General features: G+C 38.5%; 13 protein-coding genes. All 13 read right to left on the reverse strand.

Features of this window, described 5'->3' with window-relative positions; translation table 11 throughout:
* Window positions 1-53: 53 nt before the first annotated feature.
* On the reverse strand, window positions 54-1,199 hold the full coding sequence (dnaJ, locus tag FFX44_RS01170; protein ID WP_289977131.1) for a molecular chaperone DnaJ: 1,146 nt from the start codon (window positions 1,197-1,199) through the stop codon (window positions 54-56).
* 111 nt (window positions 1,200-1,310) lie between these two features.
* Window positions 1,311-3,158, reverse strand: a complete 1,848-nt coding sequence (dnaK, locus tag FFX44_RS01175) for a molecular chaperone DnaK (protein WP_289977132.1) — start codon at window positions 3,156-3,158, stop codon at window positions 1,311-1,313.
* Between the two features lie 30 nt (window positions 3,159-3,188).
* The gene (grpE, locus tag FFX44_RS01180; protein ID WP_289977133.1) at window positions 3,189-3,812 is read right to left on the reverse strand and encodes a nucleotide exchange factor GrpE; all 624 of its coding nucleotides are present in this window, start codon (window positions 3,810-3,812) and stop codon (window positions 3,189-3,191) included.
* A gap of 15 nt (window positions 3,813-3,827) precedes the next feature.
* Window positions 3,828-4,862, reverse strand: a complete 1,035-nt coding sequence (hrcA, locus tag FFX44_RS01185; RefSeq protein WP_289977134.1) for a heat-inducible transcriptional repressor HrcA — start codon at window positions 4,860-4,862, stop codon at window positions 3,828-3,830.
* 108 nt (window positions 4,863-4,970) lie between these two features.
* Entirely contained in the window at window positions 4,971-5,921 is a 951-nt protein-coding gene (gene ribF / locus FFX44_RS01190; protein ID WP_289977136.1) for a riboflavin biosynthesis protein RibF, read from the reverse strand.
* 13 nt (window positions 5,922-5,934) lie between these two features.
* The gene (gene truB, locus FFX44_RS01195) at window positions 5,935-6,843 is read right to left on the reverse strand and encodes a tRNA pseudouridine(55) synthase TruB (RefSeq protein WP_289977137.1); all 909 of its coding nucleotides are present in this window, start codon (window positions 6,841-6,843) and stop codon (window positions 5,935-5,937) included.
* Between the two features lie 233 nt (window positions 6,844-7,076).
* Window positions 7,077-7,433 carry a 30S ribosome-binding factor RbfA gene (rbfA, locus tag FFX44_RS01200; RefSeq protein ID WP_289977139.1) on the reverse strand — a complete coding sequence of 119 codons (357 nt, stop codon included), beginning with the start codon at window positions 7,431-7,433 and terminating at the stop codon, window positions 7,077-7,079.
* 29 nt (window positions 7,434-7,462) lie between these two features.
* Entirely contained in the window at window positions 7,463-10,027 is a 2,565-nt protein-coding gene (infB, locus tag FFX44_RS01205) for a translation initiation factor IF-2 (RefSeq protein WP_289977140.1), read from the reverse strand.
* Between the two features lie 76 nt (window positions 10,028-10,103).
* Window positions 10,104-10,409, reverse strand: a complete 306-nt coding sequence (locus FFX44_RS01210) for a ribosomal L7Ae/L30e/S12e/Gadd45 family protein (protein WP_289977142.1) — start codon at window positions 10,407-10,409, stop codon at window positions 10,104-10,106.
* Window positions 10,402-10,701 carry a YlxR family protein gene (locus tag FFX44_RS01215; protein WP_289977144.1) on the reverse strand — a complete coding sequence of 100 codons (300 nt, stop codon included), beginning with the start codon at window positions 10,699-10,701 and terminating at the stop codon, window positions 10,402-10,404. Before FFX44_RS01215 ends, FFX44_RS01210 begins: the two co-directional genes overlap by 8 nt.
* A gap of 31 nt (window positions 10,702-10,732) precedes the next feature.
* Window positions 10,733-11,818 carry a transcription termination factor NusA gene (gene nusA, locus FFX44_RS01220; RefSeq protein ID WP_289977146.1) on the reverse strand — a complete coding sequence of 362 codons (1,086 nt, stop codon included), beginning with the start codon at window positions 11,816-11,818 and terminating at the stop codon, window positions 10,733-10,735.
* Between the two features lie 22 nt (window positions 11,819-11,840).
* Window positions 11,841-12,314: a ribosome maturation factor RimP gene (gene rimP, locus FFX44_RS01225; RefSeq protein WP_289977147.1), complete on the reverse strand. Its 474-nt coding sequence runs from the start codon at window positions 12,312-12,314 to the stop codon at window positions 11,841-11,843.
* A 148-nt stretch (window positions 12,315-12,462) separates the two neighbouring features.
* Complete coding sequence (locus tag FFX44_RS01230; RefSeq protein WP_289977149.1) at window positions 12,463-16,800, reverse strand: PolC-type DNA polymerase III; 4,338 nt, start codon at window positions 16,798-16,800, stop codon at window positions 12,463-12,465.
* Window positions 16,801-16,824: the final 24 nt, after the last annotated feature.

A 16,824-nucleotide genomic window follows, 5' to 3' on the forward strand; every position in this document is an offset into this window, starting at 1 on the left:
AATAAAGCCCAGCTCAAATTTAGTAATCCTAAAATCAAGCTAGACTTTATCTATTATTTTTTGTGTTTCTTTAATTTATCAAAAATTGATTCATTTTGTGTTTTTTCTCCACTGGCATCAGCAAAAGCGCGTAACGCTTCTTTTTGCCTCTGATTCAAGCCTTTGGGCGTTTGAATCTTAACAGTGACTTGCTGATCACCGTTACCATTACCACGTAGATATGGTGCTCCCTTACCTCGTAGCCTGAAGACTGTACCTGATTGAGTTCCAGCCGGGACCTTCATCTGTACCTCGCCATGAACAGTCTTGACTGTAACTTCATCTCCTAGTGTTGCCTGTACAAAACTAATTGGCATTTCAAAGAAAATATTAGCTCCATCTCGCTTAAATATCTTACTTGGAGCAACATTGAAGACAACATACAAATCACCATAAGGACCACCGTTCTCACCGGCTTCGCCTTGTCCTTGCAAACGCATTTGATTTCCATCTTCAACCCCCGCTGGAATTGAGACCTCAACCTCATGCTTGTCATGGACATGACCATCACCATGACAAGTTTCGCACTTGTCCTTGATAATCTTACCTGTCCCGTGACACACTTCACATTCTTGTTGTGTAACTACCTGTCCGAGTGGGGTTGATCTCTTGACACGGACAACACCACTACCACCACAATGTGAACAATTTTCTGGAGTGGTTCCTGGTTTAGCACCACTACCACCACAAGTCTTGCAAAGAGATTCTCTGGTATATTGGATACTTGTCTTCTTACCAAAGATGGCCTCCTCAAAAGTTAAGTCCATCTCATACTGTAAATCTCGTCCCTGTCTTGGAGCATTAGGATTGCGTGCTGCAGAACCGCCTCCACCAAAGAAAGAACTGAAAATATCCTCGAATCCGCCGCCTCCACCAAAGTCGCCAAATCCGCCACCAAAGCCACCATTTTGTCCTGAAAATCCACCAAAGCCTTGCTGAGCGCCAGTCGAACCATACTGATCAAACTGCGCCTTCTTTTGCGGATCACTAAGGATTTCATATGCTTCATTAATCTCTTTAAATTTTTCTTCTGCACCTGGTTCTTTGTTCAAATCTGGATGATACTTCTTAGATAGCTTACGATAAGCTTTCTTAATATCAGCGGCAGAGGTATCTTTGGATACACCCAAAACCTCATACGGATTTCTGTTTTCTGCCATTTTTACCCTCCATCATAAATAAGATGTTTGCTTAGCCTAGCGTAACATAGTGACAGCTAAATAAAAAGTCAAAGTCCAAAACTTGGTCTTTGACTTTTTATCAGCTAGCGACTATTTTTTATCGTCAGGATCAACTTCCTTGAAGTCACCTTCAACTGTATCGTCGTTAGATTTTTTGTCTGTATCAGCAGCTGCAGAATCTCCACCTGTTTTCTCTTGGGCTTCTTGCGCTTGTTGATATAACTTAACCGATAAATCTTGAACAATCTTCGTCAAATCATCTTTTTTAGTTTTCATTTCCTCAACATTATTTTCATCTTGGGCTTTCTTTAAAGCATCGCGTGCTTCTTCAGCCTTCTTGATTTCATCTTCAGAAACCTTATCTTTTATGTCTGATAATGTTTTGTCAGTTGTGAAGAGCAATTGATCGACTTCGTTCTTCAAGTCAACTTCATCTTTGCGTTTCTTATCTGTTTCTTCATTCTCTTGGGCTTCCTTAACCATCCGCTCGATTTCATCGTCTGAAAGTCCTGTTGAACTTTTAATGGTAATCTTTTGTTCTTTGTTTGTTCCCAGATCCTTAGCAGATACATTTACGATTCCGTTCTTATCGATATCGAATTTTACTTCGATTTGTGGGATTCCACGAGGAGCTGCTGGGATATCCGTTAATTGGAAACGACCAAGTGTCTTGTTATCTGCAGACATTGGACGTTCACCTTGCATGACATGAATATCAACAGCAGGTTGGTTATCTGCAGCAGTCGAGAAGACTTGCGACTTGCTTGTTGGAATTGTTGTGTTACGATCAATTAACTTCGTGAATACTCCGCCCATCGTCTCAATTCCAAGTGATAATGGAGTAACATCAAGTAAAACAACATCCTTAACATCACCAGTAATAACACCACCTTGGATAGCAGCACCCAAAGCAACAGCTTCATCAGGGTTAACTGATTGATTAGGTTTCTTACCCGTTTCAGATTCAACTGCAGCCTGTACAGCTGGAATACGTGTAGAACCACCAACCAAGATAACTTCGTCAATCTCACTCATTGAAAGTCCAGCATCTTTTAAGGCATTACGCACTGGAATTTTTGTTCTCTCAACTAAGTCAGCTGTTAAATTATCGAATTGTGCACGTGTTAAAGTCTTCTCCAAATGAAGCGGACCGTTCTCGCCAGCAGTAATAAATGGTAAGCTGATTTGCGAACTTGTAATTCCTGAAAGATCTTTCTTAGCTTTTTCAGCTGCATCCTTCAAACGTTGCATAGCCATTTTATCTTTTGAAAGGTCAATCCCATTTTCCTTCTTAAATTCAGCAATCAACCATTCCATAATCTTGCTATCGAAATCATCTCCACCAAGGAATGTATCACCATTTGTTGAAAGTACCTCGAATACCCCATCACCTAATTCAAGGATAGAGACATCGAAAGTCCCACCACCAAGGTCAAATACCAAGATTTTTTCATCACGGTCAGTCTTATCAAGACCGTATGCTAAAGCGGCAGCAGTTGGTTCGTTGACAATTCTTTCAACCTTTAATCCAGCAATTTTACCAGCATCTTTTGTAGCTTGACGTTGACTATCGTTAAAGTAAGCAGGTACTGTAATAACTGCTTGCGAAACATCTTCACCAAGATATGATTCTGCATAATCCTTAATATATTGTAAAATCATTGCTGAAATTTCTTGAGGTGTATATTCTTTGTCTTGAATCTTTACTTTGTAACCAGCTTCACCCATATGACGTTTGATTGATGCAATTGTATCAGGGTTCGTAATTGCCTGTCTCTTTGCAACTTCTCCGACTTGAGTCTCACCGTTTTTAAATGATACAACAGATGGAGTTGTACGATTTCCTTCAGGGTTAGTAATAATCTTAGCTTCTTTTCCTTCAAGAACGGCAACTGCAGAGTTAGTTGTTCCTAAATCGATTCCAATAATCTTTGACATTAATTTCAACCTCTTTCAAAAATTTTTAATTTATTGTGCAACGACTACCATTGCCGGTCGTAATACACGATCCTTCAACATATAGCCATCCTGAAATACTTCAATTACAGTTTCCGTCTTCTGACCTTCTCCAGCCGGAACGGACTTAACAGCTTGATGAAGTGTTGGGTCAAAGTCTTGACCAAGTGCTTCAATCTTTGTCACATTATTTGCCTTCAATGCTTTTTCCATATCGTTGAAAACAAGTTCGATTCCTCTTTTTAATTGTTTGGAAGCATCATCAGTAACTTCAATTTTTAATGCTCGATTCAAGTTATCAATAACTGGAAGAACATCTTTAGCAAGGCTCTGACCATCATAACGCAATAACTTTTCTTGCTCTTTCTTGAATCTTGTGTGCATATTAGCCATTTCGGCTTCGGCTCTTAGATACTTATCCTCAAAACCATCGCATTTTTTTTGAAGTTCTGCTGCTTTTTGTTTTAATTCTTCTTTTTCAGAATCCTCACCATCCGCAACAGGTTCTTTTGAAGTCTCTTCCTTCGCTTGTTTTTCATCAACTTCTGGAATCTTTTCACCTTCAACAGGCTCTTCTGAAATATCCTCATTAGTTTTCAGAGTTTGCTTTTCTTCGCTTCCCTTTTGTTCTGACAAACAGACACCCCTTTTCTAATCATCATAAAAACTATAGTAATCCAATAATTTACGTGCCAATTCTTCTTGAAATGTTTGAACAAGTCCAATCATCTTAGAATATGGCATATTTGTTGGACCAAGCAGAGCAATTAATCCTTGTCCATGCTGTGCCACGTCGTAAGTGGTTGAAATCAAGCTGTAATTGCTTAATGAGCTGTTAGTCAGTTCGTCTCCAATTTTCACTTGAATTGTACCTGTCGAATTACCAATTAAATTATTAAGATCCTCAGAACGCTCAATCAAAGAATAGAGTTCTTTAATCTGATTGACATCTGCTTTACCAATAAAATTCAATAAATTCAACTTGCCACTCACAAAGAATTGCTCGCGCGCCGACCGCTCCAGAATATTCCCGAAAATATCAAGAAAACCTACAGGTCTTTGAACATAATGCAATAATAGAGGAATCGTCTCATGCAGTCTCTCAATTACCTGATCAAGCGGTAATCCAACAATCCGGTCATTGACCACACGAATTACGGCTTCGATCTCATCACCGCTCAATCCTCTAGGAACATTAAAGAGTTGGCTTTCAACGTTCCCATCACTGGTAACCAGCATCATCATTAGCTGCTGGTTACCAACCGGAAGAACCCTAAAACCCTGAAATCTAATATTTTTCGTCTCAGGTTTAAAAGCAATTGCAGTGTAATTGGTCATATCAGAAAGTATTTTCGCAGACTCAGCGACAATTTCATCAATCTTATAGAAATCATTGTCAAATGAGGAGCGGATGTCATCCAGTTGTTCTTGATTAACAGTATCAGGCTTAACAAGATTATCGATATAGTAACGATAACCTTTCAGAGTTGGTACCCTACCGGAAGAAGAATGTTCCTTGTTGATAAATCCCAGATGCTCCAGTGCTACCATCTCATTGCGAATAGTCGCAGAACTTACCTGCATTGGCAACTGTTCACCTAAAAATTTCGAACCAACAGGCCTTCTAACAGTTGTGTACTCCTGAATTATTGCTTCAAGAATTAACAATTGTCTCTTAGTAAGCATTTCAATCACCTCGATTAGCACTTAATGTTATAGAGTGCTAAGTCAATTATTAATATACAAGAACTGCTTAAATAAGTCAAGAAATGATGCCCAATTATCCCATATTTCTTATATTTCTCTTGCTTTCTTAAAGTATTTCCGTGTGTCTTCCTCATCTTTTTCTAACTGTGTAATTAGTCCTGCCGCCCCAGTATATTTAACTTGTCCCCTTAACTTCTCATACCAGTCAACTACTACATCTTGATCATATACCATCTGTGAAAAATCAAGTAAATTAATTTCTAGTGTGACCTCTCTCCCGGCGCCAAAAGTCTCATTTCGTCCAATCGATGCCATTCCTAAGACAACTTTACCGACAAGCGCAACTTTAACAACATATATTCCCTCTGCTGGCAGCATCTCTTGTGTATCAACTGCAACATTGATTGTGGGAAATCCAAGTTCACGCCCTCTTTGTTCACCATGAACAACTTTACCACTATTTTGATAATGATATCCCAAAAGCTCATTCGCACATGCAATATCACCATTCAAAAGTGCTTTTCGAATTCGTGTTGAGCTAATCTTTTGTTTCTTGTCATTTAAATGTTCCACTTCAATAACTTTAAAACGCTTTTCAGCATATTTTGAAAGGAGCCGCATATTTGCAGTGTCCTTCTTACCATACGTATAATCAGAACCAGCAACAATTGCCTCTGCATTCAATCCTACCATATATTTATCGACAAATTCTTGCGGTCCCATTTTGACCAGAAGATTATTCAATGAGACTACATATACAATATCAGCACCCATTTTTTCAAAAAGTTTAATTTTTTGCTCCAAAATGGTCAGATATTTAATATCTCGTGGATTCACTCCCTTGAACGGAATCGACGGGTGCATGTCTAGTGTCATTACAGCCAATCTTACATTTCGACTCTTGGCTTCAGTTTTCGCTCGGTGAATAACTGCCTGGTGTCCACGGTGCACACCATCAAAAAAGCCTAGCGCTAAAACAATATCTCCTGTTGGTAGTATTGACTTGTTAAAAGGTTCTACTAAGTTGATTACTTGCACTTTCTATTCTCCTCTAAGTTAAATCAATCATCTGTTCGGGTTGATATCTTTCTTTCTCTTCATTGTAACGATAGATACATCTGGCTTTGTTTTGATACATCAAAACAATTTGTTTAGCTGTACCATTGACTTCATCAGGAAATAAGAAACCACCATTTTTAATAATTTCCCATTGTTTCTCATTTAACACGACATGAAAATATTTTTGTAATGCGTAATCAACTGGATATAGCAGACTTTCAAGCTTACCATTTTCTGCAGCCTCTGCTAATTCACTAATTTTAACAGCTTGGTCAATCGTAAAACCACCACTTGATAAACGTGATAGATCCGACATAACAGCTGGCACACCAAGCTGACGTCCTAGATCAACAGCTAACGTTCTAATATATGTTCCCTTTCCACAGCCAACTTCAAAATAGATTTTCTGATATCCACTTTCAAGATCAAAAACAGTTGGATTAGTCTGTTTGAAATATTCAATGTGAACATTTCTTTCAGGTCGCTCTACTGGATCTCCAGCACGGGCATAATCGTACAGTCTGCGGCCATTAACCTTGATTGCTGAATACATAGGCGGAATTTGAATCAAATCACCAGTTAACTCGTTCATTTTATCATTAATTTCTGCACTAGTGAATGGTTCGTTCATTGATTTTTTCTCAACAATTTCACCATCAAGATCTTCAGTCGTTGTTGAAAATCCCAGTGTGATTTCTCCAATATATATTTTACCTGAATCCATCAAGTAATTGACTACCTTTGTTGCCTTGCCAACACAAACTGGCAATACTCCGTCAACATTCGGATCAAGCGTCCCACTATGTCCAACCCGTCTCATTTTGAAGATTTTTCTGCATTTAAAAACACAATCAGTACTTGTCATTCCGCGTTCTTTGTATACTGGAATAATTCCATCCATTTTTTCCTCCCAAAACGCTTTAAGATTACTAAAGAAAGAGACTGTAACAAAACAAACGTTTTGCGGCAGCCCCTTTCTTTTAAACTTATTTCAAAAGCCAGTCTTTGCTATATCTAATCACTCATAACAACAAAATCCAATTTATTCATGATTTTATAACAGCACAAAAGACGCAAACTCTTGCCACGCTCTTTTTTCAATTTCAAAGCCATCAATGTCCAAAAGATAATTTCTTAGTTTTCTGGACGATTCAACTTATTTAAAAGTTCATCAATGTGGTCACCATATTGGACCGAACGATCCCGTTCAAAAATCAGCTCAGGTGTCACGTAGATACTCAACCTTGAACCTAACTCTCTGCGAATCAATCCTTTAGCTTTCTCTAACCCAATTTGTGTCTTCTCGCCATCAGAGGCAAGTTCAGATAGAATGCTGTAATAAATGGTTGCTTGCTGCAAATCACCAGTAACCTGAACTCCTGTGATCGTAATTCCTTGAACTCGTGGATCACGAACTCTCTTCATCAAAATGTCTGTTACTTCTCGTTGGATTTCTTGAGATAAACGACCAACACGATAATTTTGTGCCATTGCGTCTCCTCCATCTAATTCTTAATTAATTACTCAACTGGAACTTCTTCCATGATAAATGCTTCAATTTGGTCACCAATCTTAATATCATTGTATTTTTCAACCATGATACCACATTCAAAGCCTTGCTTAACTTGCTTAACATCATCCTTGAAACGCTTCAAAGATGCTAACTTACCTTCATAGATCACAATTCCATCACGAATTACACGTACACCGCTGTCTCGTTGAATATACCCATCAGTCACATAACCACCACCGATTGTTCCGATCTTAGAAACTTTGTAAGTCTCACGAATTTCAACTTGTCCAATAATTTTTTCTTCAAAAACCGGTTCAAGCATTCCCTTCATAGCCGTCTCAATCTCGTCAATTGCCTGATAAATAACACGATGTAGACGAATATCAACGCTATCACTTTCAGCCTGTGACTTAGCCTGCGGTGTTGGACGAACGTTAAATCCTACAATAATGGCGTTAGATGCTTCAGCAAGTGTCACATCACTTTCGTTGATAGCACCAGGAGCCTGATGAATAATGTTAACACGCACACCCTCAACTTCAATTTTCTTTAAACTACCTGCAAGCGCCTCAACAGATCCTTGCACATCAGCCTTGATAATAACATTAACTTCTTTCAATTCGCCTTCTTTAAGTGAATCAAATAAGTTATCCAATGTAACATGTTGGATGTTGCTGTGTTCTTTCAATAGCGCACGCTTAGCACGCTCTTCACCAGCGGCACGCGCTGTTTTCTCATCACTAAAGACGATGAAACGGTCACCAGAATCCGGAACTTCATTTAAACCAGTAATCTCAACTGGTGTGGCAGGTAAAGCCTGTGTAATCTGTTGTCCTTTGTCGTTAATCATTGTACGAACACGACCAAATGTATTTCCGACAACAATCGGATCACCAACATGCAATGTTCCTTGTTGAACTAGTAATGATGCAACTGTTCCTTTTCCCTTATCCAAACGAGCTTCGATCACAGAACCAGCACCGTGCTGTTTAGGATTTGCACGTAACTCAAGAACTTCAGCTTGCAGCAAAATCATATCCAATAATTCGTCAAGGTTCTTACCAAATTTAGCCGATAATTCAACAAAAATTGTTTCACCACCCCAATCCTCAGGGATAAGTTCATATTCGGTTAATTGTTCCATTACATGATTAGGATTTGCACCTGGTTTATCAATCTTATTAACAGCAACAATGATTGGAACCTCTGCAGCCTTAGCATGATTAATAGCTTCAATTGTTTGTGGCATTACTCCATCATCTGCAGCAACAACAAGCACTGTAATATCGGTAATGTCAGCACCACGAGCACGCATGTTGGTAAATGCCGCATGGCCTGGTGTATCTAAGAAGGTGATCGTCTTGCCATCATGTTTTACTTGATAGGCACCAATATGCTGAGTGATTCCCCCAGCTTCGCCATCTGTGACATGAGTATGACGTAATTTATCAAGCAACGTTGTTTTACCATGATCAACATGCCCCATAATTGTTACAACTGGTGGACGAATTTCAAGATGCTTCGTATTCCCTTGTTCATCTTCAAAGAACTTATCAATATCGGCGACATCAACTTCAATTTTTTCTTCTGCTTTAATTCCATAATCGTCCGCCAAAACTTCAATTGTATCCTTATCCAAGGATTGATTCTGATTGACCATTACACCCATCATAAACAACTTCTTGATAATTTCTGCTGGCTCACGATGGATTTTCTTTGCTATATCAGCGACATTCATTCCTACTGTATAAACAAGTGTTTCTGGGAGCGGCCTATCCTTACGCGGTGGAACTGCTGGCTTTTTAGTTTCTTGGTATCGAGTATTCTTTTTATTTCTACGTTTCTTTTTGTTACTAAATCGATTTTGTGAATTCGAATTTTGACCAAATCTATTTTGACCAAAGTTATTAGAACGCGTGTTATTACTGTTCGATTTGTTTTCAAAACGGGAATTACTTTTTTTAGCAGAAGTGTTTGTGGCTAAACTCTGCTGATTACTAGTTGTTTGTTTCCTATTGTTCTGTGTAGCATTGCCTTGCGCCTTGTTACTCTGTTGAGTTCTACTATTATCACTTTGCTGTGTTCTGTTATCACTTTGCTGTGTTCTGTTATTACTTTGAGCCCTGTTATTATTACTTTGCTGTGTTCTGTTATTACTTTGAGCCCTGTTATTATTACTTTGCTGTGTTCTATTACTACTTTGAGTCCTGTTATTATTACTTTGCTGTGCTCTGTTATTACTTTGAGCCCCGTTATTATGTTGAACTCCATTATTGTTGTTGTTTGTTTTATTCTGAATTGGTCCGGCCTCTTTACTATTATTATTTCGTTGAGAACGCTGTGATTCATTTGAAATTTTCGCTTTTTTTGGTTCATTTACTGTAATCTTTTTCGCAGTATTTACCTTATCCGCAGTTTGCTTCAGTGCCTCTTTTACTTGGCGCTCCTCATTATCTCCAATTGTCGACATATGGTTATTGACAGCGAAACCTTTTTCCCGTGCTGTCTCAATCACAACTTTACTACTGACATTCAATTCTTTTGCTAACTCATAAATTCGCTTTTTTCCCATGTATTCACGCTCCAATCTCAACTATACAATTTATATCACTACAGATTGTATAGTCCAAACCTTTATGGTAAAAACATCAACTCAATAGCATTATAATTTTCTTGCTAAAACCTAAATCATCAATTGCCAGCATATTTCGTTTCGCTCCAATTGCCAAACTAAGTTCTTGCTGGGTAAAATCACAATTTATATTGACTTGATAGCTCTTACACTTGTCTATAAACTTCTTTTTAGTTCTTTCTGAACTATCACTGGCAACAAAAACAAGTTGCGCTTTCCGCGACCTAACTCTCTTCAAGACGCCTTCTTCACCAGTAGTCAACTTGCCAGCTCTTCTAGCAAGTCCAAGCATCTGCAAAACCCTTTGACTTTTATCAATCATTGCCAAATAGTTCCCTGCGTGCTGCTTGATGGTCAACAAACGCAACTAATTCATCATAAAACTCATCAGGTACTTTTATTCCAAAAGTTTTATCGAATGTACGCTCATCTTTCGCTTTTTTAGCTACCGCAACATCTAACGAAATATATGCTCCACGACCTGGCTTTTTACCAGTTGGGTCAATACTGACTTCGCCTTCTTTATTCTTCACAATACGAACAAGTTCTTTTTTGGGCTTCATTTCTCCTAAAACAATATCCTTGCGCATAGGTATTTTACGTTGTTTTGCCATCTAATCATCTCCTTTATCAAAGAATTTATAATTAGTCTTCTTCAGTATTAGGCTTTGCATCATCTGCAACATCAGAAATTTTTGCAAATTCTGATTCAGATTTAATATCAATTTTAAAACCTGTTAATTTAGCTGCTAAACGTGCATTCTGTCCCTTCTTACCAATTGCAAGCGACAACTGATTATCCGGAACAATCACGGTGCAAGCACGTTCATTCTCTGGGTTGAACTGAACATCAATAACTTCAGCTGGGTTGAGTGCATTACTGATAAATTCAGCTGAATTCTCACGCCATTCAACGACATCCATGTTCTCACCCTTAAGTTCATTAACAATTGTCTGAATTCTTTCACCGCGAGGTCCAACACAAGTTCCAACAGGATCAACACCTTCACTATGTGAGCGTACAGCAACTTTAGCACGATCACCAGCTTCACGAGCAATTGAAATAATCTCAACCGTTCCGTCAAAAATCTCAGGAATTTCTTGTTCAAACAACCGTTTCAATAAATCAGGATGTGAGCGGCTTACAAAAACCTGTGGCCCTTTTGACGTATTCTCGACTTTATAAATGTAAACTTTGATACGATCATGTGACTTATACTCTTCACCAGGAATCTGATCTTGATGAGACAACACAGCCTCAACCTTACCAAGATTAACGTATACATAACGATGATCATGTCGTTCAACTTCACCTGTCACGATTTCATTTTCATACTGAATATATTCATCGTAAACAATTCCGCGCTCTGCTTCACGTACGCGTTGCATAATAACCTGCTTGGCTGTTTGCGCAGCAATCCTCCCGAAGTTCTTAGGTGTGACTTCAAACCTAATCGTGTCACCAATTTCATAAGCACGATTGATCTGAAATGCTTCTTCAAGACTAACTTCAAGACGTGAATCAAAAACTTCAGCAACAACTTCTTTGACTGCAAACACGTGAATATCTCCACGTGTTTTGTCGAATTCAACTTCAACATTTTGCGCTTGCCCATAGTTACGCTTGTAAGCAGACACAAGAGCTGCCTCGAGTGCTTCTAAGACAACATCTTTCTTAATTCCCTTCTCGACTTCCAATGCATCTAATGCATTTAGTAATTCCTTACTCATCTAAATTTTCTCCTTAACAAATCTAAAATTTAATTGCTAATCTTGCTTTTGCAATCTTAGCCCGTGGTATTTCAATTTCTTTCCTGCGTGTTTTATCCATATACTCAAGCTTCAGAGAGCTCTTTGTCAGTTCAGTCATTGTCCCTTCAAAGACCTTTGAACCTGCAAGCTGCTGATAAAGTGACACATGAATATATTTGTTTAACGCGCGTTCATAATCATTCTCTTTTTTTAATGGTCTTTCCGCACCGGGTGAAGAAACTTCCAGATAATAAGCCTGTTCAATAGGATCTGGATCGCATTCATCCAACTTTTCACTTATCTTATCACTTATCATTGCACAATCTTCAATATTAATACCAGCTTCTTTATCAACGAAAACTCTCAAATACCAATTTTTTCCCTCTTTAACAAATTCAATATCCACCAATTCGAAATTACCAACTTCCAAAATTGGCGTAACCAGCTCAGTGACTGTTTCAACTACAGTACTCACAAGTCAACCTCCTTTTTTTATTACTTCAAAGTAGAGTCTTAGTGGTTGCAATAAAAAGAGCGAGCATCACTGCTCACTCCCAACGAGTTACTTAATTACATTGCCATTATACCATGCACTACCTGTTTTGACAAATAAACACTGTGTATCAAAATAATGATTCAAATAAACTCAATTGATTCTCATCTGGCAACTCATCAAGCACATGATTTTCTGTCATAAATTCAATCAACGTCTTCGAAACTTTACCTCGTTTTGCTAAATCCTCTTTTGAAAGAAATTCTTTTTCTTCGCGTGCCGCAACAATCTGTTTAGCTACATTTGTTCCTAAACCAGTCATTGCATTAAACGGTGCAATCAGTGTTTTACCGTCAATTAACCAATCAGAGACGGCGGACTGGTGCAAATCAACCATCTTGAATTGGTAACCACGTTCAAGCATCTCATTAGCAACTTCCAACACTGTCAGCAGATTTTTCTCCTTGGTTGAAGCATCCATCCCCTTATCGTTTATTTCCTTCATAGCAGCTTTAACCGCCTCACTACCACGAGACATCGCAACAAGATCAAAATCATCCGCGCGAACACTGAAATAAGCAGAATAATAAACTAATGGGAAGTACACTTTAAAATAAGCAATTCGCAATGCCATCAAAACATATGCAGCGGCATGAGCCTTGGGGAACATGTACTTTATCTTAAGACAAGCGTCAATATACCATTCAGGCACCTTAACTTCACGCATCTCAACTTGCCAATCGTCAGGAATTCCTTTTCCTTTACGCACACTCTCCATTATTTTGAATGCACGATCTGCTTCAACACCCATGTGAATCAGGTCCATCATAATATCATCACGACAACCAATAACTTCAGGCATCGTAACAGTTCCATTTTTTATCAATTCTTCTGCATTGCCAAGCCAGACATCCGTCCCATGCGAAAGCCCTGAAATCTTAAGTAACTCCGCAAAAGTTTTGGGCTTAGTTTCCTCAAGCATTCCTCTGACAAATCTTGTTCCAAACTCAGGAATTCCAAGCGTTCCTGTGTTAGACCCAATCTGTTCAGGAGTTACACCTAAAATGTCTGTTCCTGAAAAGAGCTTCATAACACCCGGATCATCAGTCGGTATCGATTGTGGATTAATTCCCGAAAGATCTTGCAGCATTCTGATCATTGTAGGATCATCATGGCCCAGAATATCGAGTTTCAAAATATTATCATGAATTGAATGAAAATCAAAATGCGTTGTCTTCCAAGTTGCTGACAAATCATCAGCCGGATATTGAATAGGTGTAAAATCATAAATATCCATATAATCAGGCACAACCAAAATGCCCGCAGGATGTTGTCCTGTTGTTCTTTTTACACCTGTCGCCCCTTTTGCTAAGCGATCCACTTCTGCTCCACGAAACGTCTGTTCAGTATCACGTTCATAAGCCTTAACATAACCATAAGCAGTCTTATCGGCAACTGTGCCAATCGTTCCTGCTCGAAAAACATTATTTTCACCAAACAACACTTTTGTATAGTTATGCGCAATTGGCTGGTAATCACCAGAGAAGTTCAAATCTATATCAGGTACTTTATTCCCATAGAACCCTAGGAAAGTTTCAAAAGGAATATCTTGTCCATCCTTAATCAATTTTGTACCGCATTTTGGACAATCCATATCAGGCAGGTCGAACCCAGAACCATACTCACCTTTTTCATAGAACTTGCTCCATCTGCACTCTGGACAGCGATAATGAGGCGGCAATGGATTAACCTCCGTTATTCCTGTCATTGTAGCCGCAAGACTAGAACCAACAGAACCACGCGAGCCCACCAAATATCCATCTTTATTAGATTTAAAAACAAGCTTTTGTGAAATCAAATAGATTACCGAAAAACCATTTCCGATAATACTCTTGAGCTCCTTATTCAGCCGTTCTTGAACAACTGACGGAAGTTCATCACCATAAAGCTCATGTGCCTTATTCAACGCAAGATTGCGAATTTCATCTTCAGCACCATCCATTTTAGGCGTATAAAGTTTGTCTTTAACAGGCGAGACTTCATCAACCATATCCACTATCCTTTGCGGATCAGTTACCACAACTTTTTGAACCTGTTCCTCACCCAGAAAGCTTAAGCCTTCAATCATTTCATCAGTTGTTCTAAAATGAGCATCCGGCAGCTCTTTCAAACGATTAAGCGGATTGGCTCCTGCTTGCGAATGAATTAGAATCTTGCGGTAGATCGCATCTTCTTTATTCAAAAAATGAACATCACCAGTCGCAGCGACCGGTATTTGAAGTTGTTCCCCTAAATCAACCATATTCTTGATGATTGTCTCAAGATTCTTATTATCTTTGATCATTTCTTGTTCAATTAATGGTGCATATAATGGCTTTGGTTGAATCTCCAAATAATCATAAAAACGTGCCTTTTTTTTAGCCTCATCGAAACCCTTTTGCATCATTGCTACAAAAACTTCGCCACTAGAACAAGCCGACCCCACTAAAAGCCCTTCACGGTATTTCACAAGTTCGGAACGTGGGATTCTTGGTACACGATAGTAATACTTGACCATCGATAATGATGCTAATTTAAATAGGTTTTTTAATCCTTCTTGTGTTTGAGCAATAATTGTAGCGTGGAATGGGAAACCATGCTTATATGCATCAACCTCACCCGCATGTTTATTAAAATCATCTTGGAACTCAATCTTAAATTGCTCATTAGCTTCCTTGAGCATTGCAAAATAAATATAACCTGTCGCTTCAGCATCAAAGATTGCACGATGATGATGTTCTAGATCAACATTAAGCAACTTAGCAAGCCGATTCAGTCGAAAACTCTTTAGTTCAGGATATAAAAGCCGTGCTAATGGTAAAGTATCAATCCAAGGATTCTTAATCTCTGGTAAGCCATGGCGCGCATAACCGATATTCATGAAATCAACATCAAAAGTCGCATTATGACCAACAATAATACTGTCACCGCAAAAAGTTTGAAATAATTCAAAGACTTCCTTTTCAGGCTTTGAATTTCTAACCATGTCATCTGTGATACCTGTTAGATTAATAGTTGTTTGTGATAGTGGATGTCCTGGATCAATAAACATATCAAAACTTTTTAAAACCGTTCCTTGCCGCATTCTGACGGCTGCAAGTTCAATTACCTTGTCGAATCGGGCAGATAAGCCTGTTGTCTCAGTATCAAAAATTACATAGGTAGCATCTTTGAGATCCGTGTGTACTTCATTGTAAGCAATTGGAATACCATCATCTACAACATTAGCTTCAACGCCATAAAGAACCTTAACCCCATTTTTCTTTCCAGCAGCATAGGCTTCAGGAAAAGCTTGCAGTGTACTGTGATCTGTCACTGCAATTGCTTTTTGTCCCCATTTTGCCGCCTGTTTAATATAATCTGTGATGTTATTAGTAGCATCCAACATACTCATATTTGTATGAACATGCAGCTCTGAACGTTTCTGTCCTTCTGGCGCCGTATCCTTACGGGCCTCGTGAGAAATCTGATTAATGTCGAATGCGTTAATTGCGAGATCTCGCATAAAATTGTCTTCTTGAACACTTCCACGGATTCTTACCCACTGACCTTCAGCAATTGCATCAAAACATGCTTCATCCTCATCGTTTCGCGAGAATTTTTTTACAATGATCGAAGAACTATAATCCGTTACCTTCAAAATTAGTAGTTTCCGCGAGGACCTCAATGTTCGCACCTCTTTATCAAAGATATACCCTTGAATAATAACAGAGCGTTCTTCTTCGGTAATACTAACCATCTGAGTAATTTCATTTTTATCATCAATTTTTTTGCCCATCACGACTAGACCTTCGATTTTTGGAAGGGACTTTTCTTGTTTTTGCTGATTTTGCTGCTGAATTGCCTGAAGTGCTTTTTGTGCTAATTGTTCATCATCTTTTGCCTTTTGTGCCTTGAATTCAGCAATTTTTTTCTGTGATTTTGACTCATCAATCATTGTATGGATAGCAAATTTTGGGAAACCCATTTGCCGATAGGTATCTTCGATTGGGCCAAGTGCCTGATTCACAAGAAACTTCTTTAGGATTTCGTTGTCTGCTTCAAGTATTACTCTCTGATCGTCCAAATAAGGCACTTTACCAAAAGTCAGTTCTTGAACAAACGGAGAAGTAACACCACAGTGCTTAAGTACCCAGTTCCAATATTCACCAAGATTTCGTTTATTCATTTGCGGCTTTTCTATGTTGAAGAAAATCCTAACATGCGCAATATTTCTAAAGCTTTCTTCCAAACTCTGTGAAAATTCTTCAAATAGCGAGAATGGCCAAATATCGTCTGTCTTAAATGTAAAATCCCATCTTTGTGAAATATGATGTAATTCCACATCTTCAATTTGAGTGCTGTCAAAAATTATTTTTTCTTCATCTTTTATATTCCAATTCAATTGCAAAAGTAATTTCTGAAATAGTGTTTTCTTATCAATTCCCAAACTGAACTTCCTTTCTTTTCACAA

This window comes from Lactobacillus sp. UCMA15818 (assembly GCF_030400225.1).
Lineage (GTDB): Bacteria > Bacillota > Bacilli > Lactobacillales > Lactobacillaceae > Liquorilactobacillus.

Coding starts and splice junctions, on each gene's coding strand:
- rbfA (WP_289977139.1), bottom strand. CDS start 7,433: ATGGCACAAAATTATCGTGTTGGTCGTTTATCTCAAGAAATCCAACGA.
- nusA (WP_289977146.1), bottom strand. CDS start 11,818: ATGAGTAAGGAATTACTAAATGCATTAGATGCATTGGAAGTCGAGAAG.
- FFX44_RS01215 (WP_289977144.1), bottom strand. CDS start 10,701: ATGGCAAAACAACGTAAAATACCTATGCGCAAGGATATTGTTTTAGGA.
- infB (WP_289977140.1), bottom strand. CDS start 10,027: ATGGGAAAAAAGCGAATTTATGAGTTAGCAAAAGAATTGAATGTCAGT.
- truB (WP_289977137.1), bottom strand. CDS start 6,843: ATGGATGGAATTATTCCAGTATACAAAGAACGCGGAATGACAAGTACT.
- FFX44_RS01210 (WP_289977142.1), bottom strand. CDS start 10,409: ATGATTGATAAAAGTCAAAGGGTTTTGCAGATGCTTGGACTTGCTAGA.
- dnaJ (WP_289977131.1), bottom strand. CDS start 1,199: ATGGCAGAAAACAGAAATCCGTATGAGGTTTTGGGTGTATCCAAAGAT.
- dnaK (WP_289977132.1), bottom strand. CDS start 3,158: ATGTCAAAGATTATTGGAATCGATTTAGGAACAACTAACTCTGCAGTT.
- hrcA (WP_289977134.1), bottom strand. CDS start 4,862: ATGCTTACTAAGAGACAATTGTTAATTCTTGAAGCAATAATTCAGGAG.